Annotated in this window: 12 protein-coding genes; 8 read left to right on the top strand and 4 right to left on the bottom strand. The window is 58.2% G+C overall.

From position 1 onward, the window contains the following. Positions 1-3 precede the first annotated feature (3 nt). A complete protein-coding gene (locus tag ACZ9H3_RS16150; RefSeq protein ID WP_065761859.1) occupies positions 4-753 on the bottom strand; it encodes a slipin family protein in 750 nt (249 codons plus the stop codon). A gap of 2 nt (positions 754-755) precedes the next feature. Continuing rightward, complete coding sequence (locus ACZ9H3_RS16145; RefSeq protein WP_476221505.1) at positions 756-2,123, bottom strand: NfeD family protein; 1,368 nt, start codon at positions 2,121-2,123, stop codon at positions 756-758. A gap of 138 nt (positions 2,124-2,261) precedes the next feature. Here ACZ9H3_RS16145 and ACZ9H3_RS16140 point away from each other — a divergent pair, with 138 nt between their 5' ends. From ACZ9H3_RS16140 to ACZ9H3_RS16130, 3 genes are all read left to right on the top strand, one after another. Next, a complete protein-coding gene (locus ACZ9H3_RS16140) occupies positions 2,262-2,720 on the top strand; it encodes an aminoacyl-tRNA deacylase (RefSeq protein ID WP_065761603.1) in 459 nt (152 codons plus the stop codon). A gap of 62 nt (positions 2,721-2,782) precedes the next feature. Then, positions 2,783-3,022 carry a DUF2789 domain-containing protein gene (locus ACZ9H3_RS16135; RefSeq protein WP_065761602.1) on the top strand — a complete coding sequence of 80 codons (240 nt, stop codon included), beginning with the start codon at positions 2,783-2,785 and terminating at the stop codon, positions 3,020-3,022. A gap of 63 nt (positions 3,023-3,085) precedes the next feature. After that, on the top strand, positions 3,086-3,724 hold the full coding sequence (locus tag ACZ9H3_RS16130) for an NADH:ubiquinone oxidoreductase subunit N (RefSeq protein WP_099773257.1): 639 nt from the start codon (positions 3,086-3,088) through the stop codon (positions 3,722-3,724). A 21-nt stretch (positions 3,725-3,745) separates the two neighbouring features. Here ACZ9H3_RS16130 and lapD read toward each other — a convergent pair whose 3' ends face one another. Next, positions 3,746-5,692 carry a cyclic di-GMP receptor LapD gene (lapD, locus tag ACZ9H3_RS16125; RefSeq protein ID WP_102053684.1) on the bottom strand — a complete coding sequence of 649 codons (1,947 nt, stop codon included), beginning with the start codon at positions 5,690-5,692 and terminating at the stop codon, positions 3,746-3,748. Between the two features lie 9 nt (positions 5,693-5,701). Beyond that, entirely contained in the window at positions 5,702-6,364 is a 663-nt protein-coding gene (lapG, locus tag ACZ9H3_RS16120; RefSeq protein ID WP_065761604.1) for a cysteine protease LapG, read from the bottom strand. Positions 6,365-6,702: 338 nt separating this feature from the next. Between lapG and ACZ9H3_RS16115 the strand changes: the two genes are divergently transcribed. The 5 genes from ACZ9H3_RS16115 to ACZ9H3_RS16095 all read left to right on the top strand — a co-directional run bounded on the left by ACZ9H3_RS16115 (position 6,703) and on the right by ACZ9H3_RS16095 (position 13,822). Beyond that, positions 6,703-7,395: a GntR family transcriptional regulator gene (locus ACZ9H3_RS16115; protein ID WP_476221501.1), complete on the top strand. Its 693-nt coding sequence runs from the start codon at positions 6,703-6,705 to the stop codon at positions 7,393-7,395. Positions 7,396-7,474: 79 nt separating this feature from the next. Further along, complete coding sequence (locus tag ACZ9H3_RS16110; protein WP_099773255.1) at positions 7,475-8,053, top strand: thioesterase domain-containing protein; 579 nt, start codon at positions 7,475-7,477, stop codon at positions 8,051-8,053. 599 nt (positions 8,054-8,652) lie between these two features. Continuing rightward, entirely contained in the window at positions 8,653-9,429 is a 777-nt protein-coding gene (locus ACZ9H3_RS16105) for a DUF3050 domain-containing protein (RefSeq protein WP_102053682.1), read from the top strand. Beyond that, entirely contained in the window at positions 9,426-10,373 is a 948-nt protein-coding gene (locus ACZ9H3_RS16100) for a diiron oxygenase (RefSeq protein WP_476221498.1), read from the top strand. The genes ACZ9H3_RS16105 and ACZ9H3_RS16100 overlap by 4 nt, the downstream gene beginning before the upstream one ends. Continuing rightward, positions 10,370-13,822, top strand: a complete 3,453-nt coding sequence (locus ACZ9H3_RS16095) for an amino acid adenylation domain-containing protein (protein ID WP_476221496.1) — start codon at positions 10,370-10,372, stop codon at positions 13,820-13,822. Before ACZ9H3_RS16100 ends, ACZ9H3_RS16095 begins: the two co-directional genes overlap by 4 nt. Positions 13,823-13,850 lie beyond the last annotated feature (28 nt).

Below are 13,850 nucleotides of genomic sequence, written 5' to 3'. Positions count from 1 at the left end.
CCCTCAGGTTTTATCCATCATCCCCTTGAACAGCTCCAACGGCAGCGGGAAGACGATGGTCGATGACTTGTCCCCGGCAATGCTGCCCAGGGTCTGCATATAGCGCAGTTGCATGGCGCCGGACTGGCGCCCCAACATTTCGGCAGCCTGCATGAGCTTTTCTGACGCCTGCAATTCGCCTTCAGCATGAATCACCTTGGCCCGTCGCTCACGTTCGGCTTCGGCTTGACGGGCTATGGCGCGAATCATCGACTCATTCAGGTCGACATGCTTGATCTCGACGTTCGCCACCTTGATGCCCCAGGCATCGGTCTGGGCATCAAGCACCTGACGGATGTCCAGATTGAGCCGCTCGCGTTCAGCCAGCAGTTCGTCCAGCTCATGTTTGCCCAGTACCGCACGCAAGGTGGTCTGGGCCAGTTGGCTGGTAGCGGCGAAGTAGTCCTCGACCTGAATGATTGCCTTTTGGGCATCCAGCACACGGAAGTAGAGCACCGCATTGACCTTGACCGAGACGTTGTCGCGGGTGATCACATCCTGGGGCGGTACGTCGTGAACCACGGTTCGCAAATCGACCCTGACCATCTGTTGCACGCCCGGAATCAGCAGAATCAGCCCCGGCCCTTTGACCTGCCAGAACCGGCCCAGCTGAAACACGACGCCGCGTTCGTACTCGCGCAGAATGCGAAAGGCTGAAAACAACAGCAGCATGATCAGCCCAAACAGCGCAGCAAAACCCAGTTGCAGGAACATGCTCACTCTCCTTGCGCCGGTTGTTCGGCGGCAGCACTAACCTCCAGCAGCACGCCGTTGCGTGCCACCACCCGAACCCGCTGCCCGGCGTGCAAAGGCGTCTGGCACTGTGCCTGCCACTGCTCGCCCTGGGCCTGTACACAGCCCATGCAAGGGTCTGTGGCCTGCACGTCGGTGACCCTCACCACGCTACCCACAAGGCCGGCATCTCCACTGACCAGTGCACGCCTTCTGGCCCTGAGCGCCATACCGATCAACCCGCTCAACAACAACGCTGCGAGCAGGGCCAACCCCAGTATCAGAGGCAAGGGAATGCCAAAGCCGGGCACATCGGTGTCCATCAGAATGACAGCGCCCGCCACAAACGCGGCAATACCCCCAAAGCCGATGACCCCAAAGCTGGGCAAGAACGCTTCTGCAATCATGAATGCCAGCCCCAGCATGATCAGGCCAACGCCGGCATAGTTCACCGGCAACAACTGCAACGCGTACAAACCCAACAACAGGCAGATGCCACCCACCACGCCGCCTACACCGGAACCCGGGTTCATGAACTCGAACATCAGCCCGTAGACACCGACGGTGATCAGCACCAGCGCCACACTGGGGCTGGTGATGACCGCCAGCAGTCGGGTACGCCAGTCGGGTTGGCGCTCAATCAGCGGCGCCTGGGTGGTCTGCAACACGACGGCCTGGCCTGCAGCCTCAAGGCTCTTGCCATCGAGTTGGCGCAACAGGTCTGGCACATCAGTGGCCACACGATCGATCACCTTTAGCCGCAACGCTTCGCTGGCGGGCAGACTGACCGCATCACGGACGGCCTTTTCCGCCCACTCGACATTCCGCCCGCGCAATTGCGCCAGGCTGCGAATGTAAGCGGCGGCATCATTGATCTGTTTGTGGAGCAGGGTGTCGCCAGGATCTAAGGGCGCCTTCTTGTCGCTACTGGGGGCAGCGGGCGGCGCGCCCGGTGCACCGCCAATCTGCACCGGTGTAGCCGCACCAAGATTGGTTCCCGGGGCCATCGCCGCGACATGACTGGCGTAGAGAATATAGGTACCCGCGCTGGCCGCCCGAGCCCCACTGGGCGAAACAAAGGTGGCCACCGGTACCGGGCTGGCGAGAATCGCCTTGATAATGGTACGCATCGAGCTGTCCAGGCCACCCGGGGTGTCCAGCTCAATCACAACCAGTTGAGCATTCAATGCCTGAGCCTGAGCCAGCCCCCTCACCAGATAGTCGGCAGAAGCCGGACCAATGGCATCGTCTACACGCAAGAGCAGCACCGGGCTACCAGGCGCACCCTGCCCCCTCGACATGACGACGAGCATCAGCAGCAGAAGCATGCGCCACCAGCGGCGAGCGTTCACCCGGTCACACCTGGCTTGTATGTGTGAATTAAGTTTAGTCCGGCAACCCACAACAGCACCGCCTAAACTTTCCACAGGGGGACAAACTAACCGAGGCCTGTAATGGCATAACGCCTGGACTGGGCCTGGAGGTGCATCATGCGTATGGCAAGAACCGTGCAGCAGCGCCTGGACACGGCCGGCTGCGATTACGACATCGTTCCTCACCCACACTCAGCGACCAGCCTTGAGTCTGCACGCACTGCAGGTGTCCCCGCCGAGCGGGTCGCCAAATCAGTCATGCTCGACGACCGTCACGGGCACTACCTGATGGCTGTACTACCGGCCAACCGTCATCTGGACATGAGCAAGGTGCGCGCCACCGGCCCTTGGCAACTGACCCGAGAAAGTGGCCTGCCACACCTGTTCGGCGACTGTGAGCGCGGCGCCATTCCAGCGTTGGGCGATGCCTACGAAATCAAAATGCTGCTCGACCCGACGTTGACCCGTCAGGGCGATATCTACCTGGAAGCAGGCAACCACGATTATCTGGTTCACATGAGCATGGATCAGTACCTGAAACTGGTGCCAAAGGCCGAAGTGCGCGAGGTCTGCTGATGATCTCCAACCCACCGCCAGGCGGGCACTGTCATTAGTCTGCCTGGCCCAAGGAGCGAACCATGGAATCAACTACCCATAGCCTTCCCTCACTGTTCAAACAATTGGGCTTGGCTGACGATGCGCTGAGCATTGACCAGTTCATTACCAGCCACTCCCCCCTGAAATCCGATATAGCGCTCGCAGATGCGCTGTTCTGGACAGCGTCGCAACGCGATTTTTTGCGCGATGAAATCCTTGAGGACGCCGACTGGGCCGAAGTGATCGACCAGCTCAGTCTGGCACTGCGAAAAATGCGCTGAGCGGCAACGGATATCGGCGAGTGGCGTTGCTATGCTCAAAACAACAACACGGGGACAGCGCCAATGAAAGATCCCTATGCACCCGGCTTCTGGTGCGCGGTAACCGCCTTGGTATTGCTCACCGCCGGTTATTTCTATGGCATACGCGACGCTTACGAACTGGCAGAGGCCGAACTGTTCCTGTTCGGCGCCGCTGCCGTGATCGCGGCAATGGCACTGACGTCATTGGCCTGGACCTCCTGGCAGCAGTTGAAAACGCGCAAGCGCCAATTGGCTCAGGGCCGCACACTGGTTGCCATCTGGAACACCAAGGTGGCGCTGCGCCGCGTCGAGACCGTCTTTGACCGCTATTTCTGGGGCAGCTATTGGCAACCCGGACGGACCTTTCAGGAGGTCATGGGCGAGCTGGAGGGCACGCCACTGGAGCAAAGCCTGGAAGCCTTGAAGCGCCAGTGCCGCGAGCTTGACCAGGAAATCCAGGACTCCCGTTGGCACTGGCTGAACAATGCTCGGGAGCTCTCCAGTGTGGCCACCGCGATGGCCCGTGAGCGCTATCAACTGGACCTGTGCGATTCACAGCAAAGTGCGGGACGGGGTGCGGCAGTACTCAACCGCGACCTGGAAGTGCTGGTGTACACCTGGTCGGCGCGCCTGCGCAGCTTTGATCACCAACTCGACGAGCTGGAAGGCGAGTACCGTTAGCGTACTCGCCCCGCCGCAGCACTACTTCCAGGGTGCCGGTTCGCCGACCAATTGCCCCTGAATACCCTGAATGCCCATTTCACGCAGCACATTGAGCTCACCTTCGGTTTCAACGCGCTCGGCAATCAACGGCAAGTCGATACTGTGTGCTGCGCGCTGGATCGCCTCGATGAACAGGCGCTTGTGCTGTTCCTGATCAATGGCGCGAATATAGCTGCCGTCGATTTTCAGGTAGGCCAACCCCAGATTCGCAAGGTTGCCGATCATGCTGAAGCGCCCGCCAAAGCGCTGCAGGCTCAGGCTGAAACCCAGACTGCGAAGGCGTCGGGTCAATTGCTCCAGCACGGATTGCTCGGGAAGCTGCTCTTCCCCGATTTCCAGCGTCAGACGTTGGCCCAATGCCGGATACTGCCCCAACAATTCATAGACCCGCTGCAAGGCCTTTGGATCAGCCAGGGTTGCCGCCGACAGGTTCAGCGCCAAGGCGTAGCCGTGGTCGCCCATTTGCTTGAGCACGAGCTCCAACATCAACAGGTCGAGCCTCGCCGACCAGCCAAAGCGCTCCAGCCAGGGCAAAAAGCGACCGGCAGCGATGGTTTGACCCTGAGCGTCGAGCAAGCGCGACAACACTTTGTAGTGCAGTACACGCTCAAGGTCTTCCGACGCCACAACCGGTTGGAAGAACAACTGGAAACGCCCCTGACTCAAAGCATCATCCAGCAAGGTATGCCAACCATGATGGGTATCACCTGTTTGCGGCGCAGTACCCTGCTCAAGGCACACCCAACTCGGCTCAACCTGGGCCTCGGCGCGAGCCAGGGCCTCATCAGCCAATTTCAACAGTGCCTGCGGGTCATCACCCGGGCTGTAAGGCGCAAGGCCGATACAGGCCACCGTGCTCACGTCGGTCGCACCGGTCGCACTAAGGCTCTGCAACGTGACCTCAAGCGCCTGCGCCAACTGCACGGCCTCTTCATGCACCATGCCCGGCGCCAGCACGGCGAACTCGCCGCCGCGGCTGCGGGTAATCAGGTTGTTGGTTTCCGGGTAATTGGCACAGGCACGTTTCAGCTGCTGCCCGACCGCTTGCAGCAACTGATCAGTCCGTTGCCCACCCAAACGCTGGTTGAGCCCCGCCAGATCCTTGACCCTCAGCAACAGCAGGTAGCCCGCTCGCGCCTCTTCCAGGTTACTGACCTTGGCGTTGAGTTGCATCTCGAAATAGCGGCGGTTGGCCAGCCCGGTGAGGCTGTCCTGGTATGACTCAATCCGCAGTTTCTCGCTGCGCTCGGTCTGCTCCAGAAACAGCGCCTTGAGCTTATCGACCATCTGGTTCATTGCCTGGACAACGCGACGCAGTTCAGGTGTACGCGGCAGTTCAGGCAAGCTCAGGAACTCTCGCCGTGCAATGGCTTGGGACTGGGCAACCATATAGTCCAACGGCTTGAGTTGGCGACGTAACAACATCGCGCCCAACAATGCACTCAGCGCACCACAGAGCAGCAGCCAACCCAGGCTACCCAATGCACTCTGCCAGAGCTTGGCCAGGGCGAACATCGGGTGACTGACCACCTCGACACGCGCCGCCTGCTGCCAACCCCGGCTGACGATCGCATCGCCGCCCGCAGCCTCCAGGCCTATGAGACGGATGAACCAGCGTGGCACGCTGCCAGCTTCCGGCTCGGCATGGCGCTCAACCAACAGGGCGTCAGAGGTCAGGTCTACTACCCGGATGCTGGAATAGTAACCACTGTCGAATATCGAGCTGACCATCAACTCGACCATTGCCGGGTCATCAATGTTCGGTGTCAGCGACAATGCCAACGCCGTCGCCGCATCCTGGGCATGCGAGCGCAGTTGGTTGACGTACTGACTGCGCGAGCTCTCCAGACTAACCATGAAACTGCCGGTGAAGGCGACCACCAGGAACAGGCAGATGGCAAGCAACAATTGTTTGAACAGTGACATCTACGCTCCTTAGTAAACCGGCTCGGCCGGGAAACCTTCGGCCTGCATCTTCTTCAATAGATCCTGCCAACGGGACAAACGCTTGGTATCGCCGACCTTCTTGTTACCCTTGGCCCCCGCCAGCCAGAGCCCCTCGCCGTTGAATGCATAGACCGGCAACAGGTCGGCACGCTGGCTGGCGGGCTTGATCGCATCGATCAGGCTATCCAGTACCAGCGGCATGGCGTCTGGGTTCGAATAATAGGTCAAAACCATATGCGCGCGGTTCTGGCGCAGCGCCTTGACGTAGGTAATACGCAGCTTTTCGCTGGGAACTCCAAGCCGACGCAAGCTGAAATACTTGGCAATCGCATAGTCCTCGCAATCACCGGCACCCTTGATCAGCGACTGGATTGGGGTAGCCCAATAATCCACTTCACGCCAAAGGTCGATATCTTCCTCATAGCGCAGCTGACGGTTGAAGAACTGATTGACCACATTGAGGCGCTCGACCTCACTCAGTTGCTTCTGCGTAGCCAACAACTGTTGCCAGGCATCGATACGCCCTTGGCCTGCCCCCAGTGGGCCGTACAAGGCCTGAGCTCGTCGACTGATCTGGGAGAAATCCCAGTCCGCACGCAAGCCGCCCAGCAACATGCAGCCAAGCAGCAAGGCCAGACCAAACCGGCGCATGATCAGATGAAAAGCCCAACGTTTCGCCAATGCGAATAACCCGTGCAGACCTGAGGGAACCGGATGGTGCGACTTGCTCGATGAAAAAACAATGGCCGACTGAGATCACACTGCTATTACTGTGCAACTACCCAGAAAATACCGGCATTCTGTCCGCTTCCCTTGGGCAAAAACTTCATTCACGATAGTCGTTGAATCGGCAACAGCGCACTTGTTGCAGGGCCGCATAAAGTGTTGTCGCTGTGGTTCACAGCCGGTTTGACAAGTAAATTTTCAATCACTAGTGTAGATTGGATCCAAGATCCAAAAAAGCACACCGACATCAGGGTAGAGTCCGCGTGGCCGAAAAGTCCAAACTCTTGAGTGAAATACTCGGTGGCGAGCAGGTTCCGCCGCATCTCGCTCGCAGTGTGATCGAAGAACGGCTGCGTAGCGCCATCATCGAAGGGCGGCTCGCACCTGGGGTGGCCTTGCGCCAACAGGAACTGGCAACGTTGTTCGGCGTCAGCCGCATGCCCGTTCGCGAGGCATTACGCCAATTGGAAGCACAGTCATTGTTGCAGGTGGTAGCCCATAAGGGGGCCGTGGTTGCACCGTTGATCGGTGAGGATGCAGTGGACACCTATGCGCTACGGGTCATTCTGGAAGCTGAGGCGTTACGCCAGTCGATCCCACTGCTTGATGCCGAGGATATCGCGCAGGCACGTCACTACATCGAACTGTTGGAGACCGAAACCCGATATGCAGAGATCGGTCGTCTGAACCGCCTGTTTCACATGTCTCTCTACCACAAGACACCCAACCAGAAACTGCTGCGCCTGATTGAAAACGAACTCAATGAAGAAGAACGCTTCCTGCGTTTCCATCTTTCGTCCATGGGGCTGGGCAAACTGACCCAGGACGATCACCGCGGGTTAGTGGAAGCGGCCAATGACAAAGCCGTTGAAGAGGCCGTCAGTATTCTGCAGAAGCACTTGAACAAAGCCGCCGTAACAATGAAAAACTACCTGAGCAAGCAACGAAACGATTGATCCCGCAGCCTGCGCCTTACAGAGACTGGCGCGGGGCTGCAGTACTGCTTCAGGGAAGTCTTGAGCGCAAGGAAATGCAGTGCACGCCCATACGCCACAACAGCTTACGCCCCTACCGTGCGCACAGCCCGGCTCAATTGTGCTGATCTGCTTCGCCAACAGCGCGAGCAGCCTGGTGCACTATCAGCGCTGGCAGAACGACCTGAACGATCACATTGAGCTGGCGCCAATAGATGTATCAGGCTACGGTGCGACCGCAGGCGGCTCTGGCACTGAGGACCTTTGCGAGCAATTGTTTGAGCGTTTGCAGGCCTATCTACGCCGACCTCATGCGCTGTTTGGTCATAATGACGGCGCGCACCTGGCCTTCGAGATCGCCAAGCGAATGCAACACGTCAGTCCGCGCTTGACCCGTCATCTGTTCGTTTCAATGTGCGATAGCCCAGCAACCTCGCCATGCCAGACCGCGCATAGCCTTCAAGTACCCGTCACTGCACTTTATCCGCCAGGCAGTCTGAAACGCATACTGGGCTGGCGAGACTACATTTGCCGTGAGCTGGAACTGATCGAGTTGCCCAGCACGCAACTCGACGATCCGAAGCTGCAGCAGCGTCTGATGCAAATCATCAATACCCACTTGGGGCTGCTCAGCCTCTAATCCTGCTTCGCTGTCACCCATCAACGACATCCCCTCTTACACCTCCTTTTCCTCCAGGCCGGCAGCCAGACATGGCAGTGCCGCCATTTTGAGCACACTCTTAGCAGCAGACGGCCGCTGATCGCCAAGGGTGGACCTGGTCGTCTGTGCGTTATGGATCAACAGAAGGAGTTCGACCACGGGCAAGGACCGATACCGATCAGCCGCCCCTCATAGTTCATATGTAACTTCCCCACCACATCAGTGCGCCGAGCGAAACAATCGCTCAATAACTTTATTTCGATCCAACTGCATCGAAAGGATCGCACTCATCCAAATAAAACTTAACTTAAAAGTTTTATAGAAGACCTTATTTGCAAATAATAAGCGCACCATTAATTAATTTAAAAAACACTTGCAGACAACTTTGAAGTTGCTTTAGTTTTTTCCCTGCCAACTGCATGAACGTTGGCACTGTGGGCCCACAAGGGCCTGAATAAAGCCACGACGGGCTTATATACAGCGATCGCCATTATCGGACTTTTCGTTCGACGGCCTCGCTCGGCCTGAAGAAAACAATTCATGCCCCACTCACAACATTGTCCAATTAAGGAACCATCATGACCCCACTCAAATATTTACTCAGTGAAAAGAAGGCGGTACTTGCCGCGCACCCCATCTTCGCCGAAATAGACTCATTACCCGTGTTACAACGGTTCATGGAAACCCATGTCTTTGCCGTCTGGGACTTCATGTCACTCACCAAGCGGCTACAACAAGAACTGACCTGTGTACAACTACCCTGGTTACCACCCGCTGACCCCAAGGCGGCTCGCCTGATCAATGAAATCGTTTTAGGCGAGGAGTCCGATAACCGGCTGGTGCACGGTCATTACAGCCACTTTGAGCTGTATCTGGACGCCATGCGCGAAGTCGGCGCCAGCACGCTCGCTATCGAGCAGTTCGTGCGCCTGCAGCGCGAGGGCATGGGTTATGCCAGTGCCTTGGGCCGTGTCGCTGCCAGCGATGCCGCCAAGCAGTTCGTCTGCAACACCCTCGAAACCGCCATGAATGCCCCCGCCCATGCAGTCGCAGCAGCGTTCCTGCATGGCCGCGAAAGCGTGATTCCAGGCATGTTCCAGCGAATTCTGGATGATTGGGGAATTACTGCAGAACAGGCCCCGACCTTCCGTTACTACCTGCAACGGCATATCGAAGTGGACTCGGAAGACCACGGGCCAGCAGCCGAGCAGTTGCTCGCGCGGTTAGTAAACAACGACCCCCGACATGAGAGCGAGATGTATGAAGCTGCCATTGCTGCAGTGGAGAGTCGCATTGCCCTCTGGGACCGCCTGCGTGACGCGATGCACGCTGAAACTGCCGAGGCCAGCGTATGAATGCTATCGACTACCAGTCGTTCGCTACGGTCTGGGAAGACCGAGCAACGATACGCACCCGCCCACGGCGAATACTGGAGAACGACGACCGACTGATTTATCCGTTGAGCCGTCAGCCACTGGTGCTGGGTGCCACGTTCATGCGCGAGTGCTCGCAATGGCGCGACTTCGTGCTGGTGCAAAGTCTCTACAAGTTCATCAACGATGTAGTGATCTTCGAAACCGAGATCGTCGACCGCACAGCACGCGCCATTGCCAAGAACCGCTTCGCGATCCGCTTTCCTTTTGCCTGCCGCTACGACGCCATGACGGTGGTCGTTGATGAGGACTACCACGCTCTGGTGGCAATGGATTTCATGCAACAGACCGTGGCGCTGACCGGCATTGAGCCGATCGATCTACCCAACGAAATTGAACTGAGCCGCGCTATTCCGGCGGCCCTGGCTCTGGTGCCAGAACACCTGCGAGATGCGCTTGAACTGATTTGCGTGGCTATCGCCGAGAACACGCTGACCAACGATGTGGCGGCCTTTGCCCGCGACGACACGGTCAAGCCATCAATCAAGGGCCTGATGGCGGATCACCTGCTCGACGAAGGCCGTCATTCGACGTTCTGGGCGCGGCTGGTACGCCTCTACTGGCAGAGCGCACCGGAAGAGGACCGTAGCTGTATCGCCCAAATACTGCCGGTGTTCATTCGCCAGTACCTCACCAACGATATCCAAAAGGCCTTCGACTTCAACGTGATCAAACACCTTCAGGTGTCTGAACGCGTGCGCACAGCGCTTAACGAGGAGGTGCTGAGCATGGTTTATCCGATCAATCAGCAACACCCACTACTGGGCAACATCCTGCGCTTTTTCCGCAACAGCTCAATGCTCGACTCGCCGTGCGTGCAACACGCGCTGGCCGATTACCACGTCGAGACAAGGAGACCGTCATGAAACGCCTCGATATTTTACTGGTAGGCACCAGCCCGGCACTGGCTGCACTGCACGCTGAGCTGGAGCAACATGGTCACGTCCTTTACCTGGCGACAGATCTGTCTAGACCAGAGCAGCCGTTACAGGTGGCTCCACAATTGGTCATCGAAGATGGCAGCTTGCCCCTTCCGTATGCTGCAGAAACAGGTGTTTCCGGTTGCACCTTCCTGAGCCTGCGGCTGGGTAGCAGCACTGACACACGGGGCCTGCTGCCGGGCCTGGAGCTGCGCTGCTGGACAGGCAGCCGCAAAGCCCAACGGCTGATTGCGCACGAAGTGCTGCCGATGGAGCCTTCAGGCAATGGTCAGCAACTGCGTCTGCAAGCCATTGCCCGCCTTCAGTCACTGGTTGCGCTGCAGGTCGGGCGCCTCTCGCGCAACCCCGACTACTTGCTTGAAACGCCCACCATCAGTGGTGCTCAGTTCGCCCATGAACACGGCCTGATGTGGCTGGAACAACTGGCATTTGTTCATCTCTTCAATAGCACCCGAAATGAACAGTTACTCAAGCGCGCGGATGTGCCTGTCATCGAACGGCTGGAGCGCAGTTTTCAGGTCTTTGCCGATAACCCGGCGCTGAACCTGAATGGTCATCGTCTCAGTTATGCCCAGTTGCACGCTCAGGCATTGGCCATTCAACAGCAGTTGATCCCTCACCTGCCAGCGCACTGGGCTCAACCACCAGTGATCGCCATCTGCTTGCCCAAGTCACTGGCGCTCTACGCCAGTTTGCTCGCCGTATTGGGCTGCGCAGCGGTGTACCTGCCAATGGACCCCAACCACCCTGCCGAGCGTCTTCAGTACATTCTCGACAATGCCGGCGCAGCACTGCTGATTCACGATGCCAGCTTCAGTCCCAACCGGGCGGGCCTACCCACACTGGATCTGAGCCAATTACCCGCGGCACCGCAAACGCCCCTGTCCAGCCTGATACGCATACGCGCACAGAGCGAAGCACCCAGTGTGGCCATTTACACCTCAGGTACCACCGGCCACCCAAAAGGGGTTCTACTCAGCCAACGCAACCTGAGCCACTTCCAGCATTGGTATGCCGAGCATGTGCAACTCGCGGCACACAGCCGAGTGCTGCAATTTTCGACCATCAACTTCGATGCATCGTTACTGGACATCCTGCCTACGTGGGCCTGTGGCGCCGAATTGGTCATCCCTGATGAAGACCAGCGGCGTGACCCACAACGCCTGCTTGAGCTGTTACAGCGAGAAGCTGTCACTCATGCCTTTCTGCCACCGGCTTTACTGAGCATCCTGCCGCTGAAGCAGATGAGGGGCGTGAACCACCTGATAACCGGTGGCGATGTCTGCGAACCAGAAGTAATCGAGCACCTGGCCGAACAGTGCTGTTTCCACAACATCTACGGGCCAACCGAAACCACCGTACTGGCAACTACGCGTGTATTCGCCTGCCGGGACAACAACCGCAACTTGGGTCGCCCCATCGCCAACTGCGAAGTTTTCATTCTCGACGAACACCTGCAACCCGTGGTCGAGCAAACACCAGGTGAGTTGTACATCGCAGGACCGGGCGTGGGCCTAGGTTACTTGGGTAATCCGCAGTTAAACGCCGAACGCTTTCTGCTGCTGGACCTGCCCGACGGTAGACAGCTGCGCGTCTATCGCACGGGCGATGTGGGCAAGTGGACGGAGCACGGTATCGAAATCTGCGGTCGCCGGGATAATCAGGTAAAGATCCGCGGCTTCCGCGTTGAGCCGGAAGAGGTCGAGCATTGCCTGCGTGCCAGCAAGCTCTACCGTCAGGTTGCCGTCGTGGTCGATCAGCAACGCCGCTTGCTGGCTTTTGCTGCCCAGCCACGGCAGGCAGACGCCAAGGTGGCGTTGCGCAGATACGCCGAGCAGCAACTACCTGATTACATCTGTCCAGCGTTCTATCAGGAACTGCCAAACATGCCCTATACGGCCAACGGCAAAATAGACCGTCAGGCCCTGCGTGCGCGCCCTGTTCAACTGGGGCCGCAAAACACCCATGTGGCACCGCGAAACGATTGTGAACAGCGTGTACTCAGGATCTGGAGCGCGCTACTGGAGTTGCCCGCAGACCATATCTCCTGCACCGACAGTTTCTTCAACCTGGGTGGTCATTCGATTCTGTTGTCGCGCCTGCTATTGGAAGTTCGCGAAACGTTTGGTCGCAGTATCCCAATCAACCGTTTTATCGAAATGCCAACCTTGCAACGCATGGCAATGCTGCTGGGCGACGAAGATAACGAGACCAGCACGCTTGACCCTCAAGCACGGTCCGATGCTGAACGTGCGCTAGACCTTCAGGTGCAACCAATAGACTGCCTTGGCGATGTACACAAGGTCATCGTCACCGGTGCCAACAGCTTCCTTGGTGTGCATATCGTCGAGGCCCTCCTGGACTGGGGCGCTAGCGAAGTGGCCTGCCTTGTGAGACGTAACGCAACCCACTCAGCGGAGGAACGTTTTACTCAGGCCGTGACCGAGAACCAGCTACAAGGCTTGGACCTGAACCGCGTGAGGGTTTTTGAAGCCGACCTGCGCCAACCGAAGCTTGGACTTAATGAGGCGGACTACGACTACCTTGACCGCCATTACGGGGCTTTGATCCACAACGGCGCACACGTCAATCATGTGCTCGATTATCAGGCTCTGGCTGTAGACAACGTCGAGCCCTTGTTTGCCTGCCTGCGCTTGTGCGAAGGGCAACGAAAAAAGATCTTCAACTTTGTCTCAACGCTCTCAGCGTGCAGTGCCATCGACGATGACGGGAAAGTGCTTGAGCAACCACCGGCACAAACGCCACCGATCTACATCCGCAACGGCTACAACCTGAGCAAGTGGGTCGGCGAGCGGATCCTGGAACGGGCACGGGCGCAGGGTGCCTGGGTCAATCTGTACCGGCCGGGCAACATCACCTTCGACAGCCGTAACGGTGTCTGCCAGCCACACAAGAATCGCTTAATGCTGATGCTCAAAGGGTCGTTGCAACTGGGCCAGGTGCCAGCACTGGAGCTCAACTTCGACCTGATGCCAGTGGACTTCCTCGCCCGCTTTATCGCCTTCCACACCAGCCGCTACCGACCCGAGCAGGCGGTGTTCAACCTGCACAATCCCGAGCCACTGAGCTGGCAAGCCTATGTCGCGTCGTTCCGTGACATTGGGCGGCCCTTTGAGCTGGTCGAGGTCGAGCAGTGGCAGCAGCAACTGCAGCGGGTCGACTGCGACAACGCGCTGTTCGAGGTGCTCGGCTTCTACCTGAACGGTTTTGAGGAAGACATCGGCGATACCTCACGCATCGACCATGACAACGCCCGCGAAGGGGTGTGGCGCATGGGCGAGCGCTACCCGGCAAAAAACCCGGCGCTGCTGCAACGCGGCTGCCGCTATCTCCAGGACATCCAGTTCATCTGAATCACCCAAGCCAAACAGGAGTACACAA

It is taken from the genome of Pseudomonas sp. TE3910, assembly GCF_056279025.1.
Note: the sequence above shows the minus strand (reverse complement) of the source record. Positions and strands in the feature narration are given on the sequence as shown.

Excerpts from the sequence above, each read along its gene's own strand:
- ACZ9H3_RS16135 (WP_065761602.1), top strand. The coding sequence starts at position 2,783 with ATGGAATCAACTACCCATAGCCTTCCCTCACTGTTCAAACAATTGGGC.
- lapD (WP_102053684.1), bottom strand. The coding sequence starts at position 5,692 with ATGTCACTGTTCAAACAATTGTTGCTTGCCATCTGCCTGTTCCTGGTG.
- ACZ9H3_RS16140 (WP_065761603.1), top strand. The coding sequence starts at position 2,262 with ATGCGTATGGCAAGAACCGTGCAGCAGCGCCTGGACACGGCCGGCTGC.
- ACZ9H3_RS16130 (WP_099773257.1), top strand. The coding sequence starts at position 3,086 with ATGAAAGATCCCTATGCACCCGGCTTCTGGTGCGCGGTAACCGCCTTG.
- ACZ9H3_RS16095 (WP_476221496.1), top strand. The coding sequence starts at position 10,370 with ATGAAACGCCTCGATATTTTACTGGTAGGCACCAGCCCGGCACTGGCT.
- ACZ9H3_RS16150 (WP_065761859.1), bottom strand. The coding sequence starts at position 753 with ATGTTCCTGCAACTGGGTTTTGCTGCGCTGTTTGGGCTGATCATGCTG.
- ACZ9H3_RS16105 (WP_102053682.1), top strand. The coding sequence starts at position 8,653 with ATGACCCCACTCAAATATTTACTCAGTGAAAAGAAGGCGGTACTTGCC.
- lapG (WP_065761604.1), bottom strand. The coding sequence starts at position 6,364 with ATGCGCCGGTTTGGTCTGGCCTTGCTGCTTGGCTGCATGTTGCTGGGC.
- ACZ9H3_RS16100 (WP_476221498.1), top strand. The coding sequence starts at position 9,426 with ATGAATGCTATCGACTACCAGTCGTTCGCTACGGTCTGGGAAGACCGA.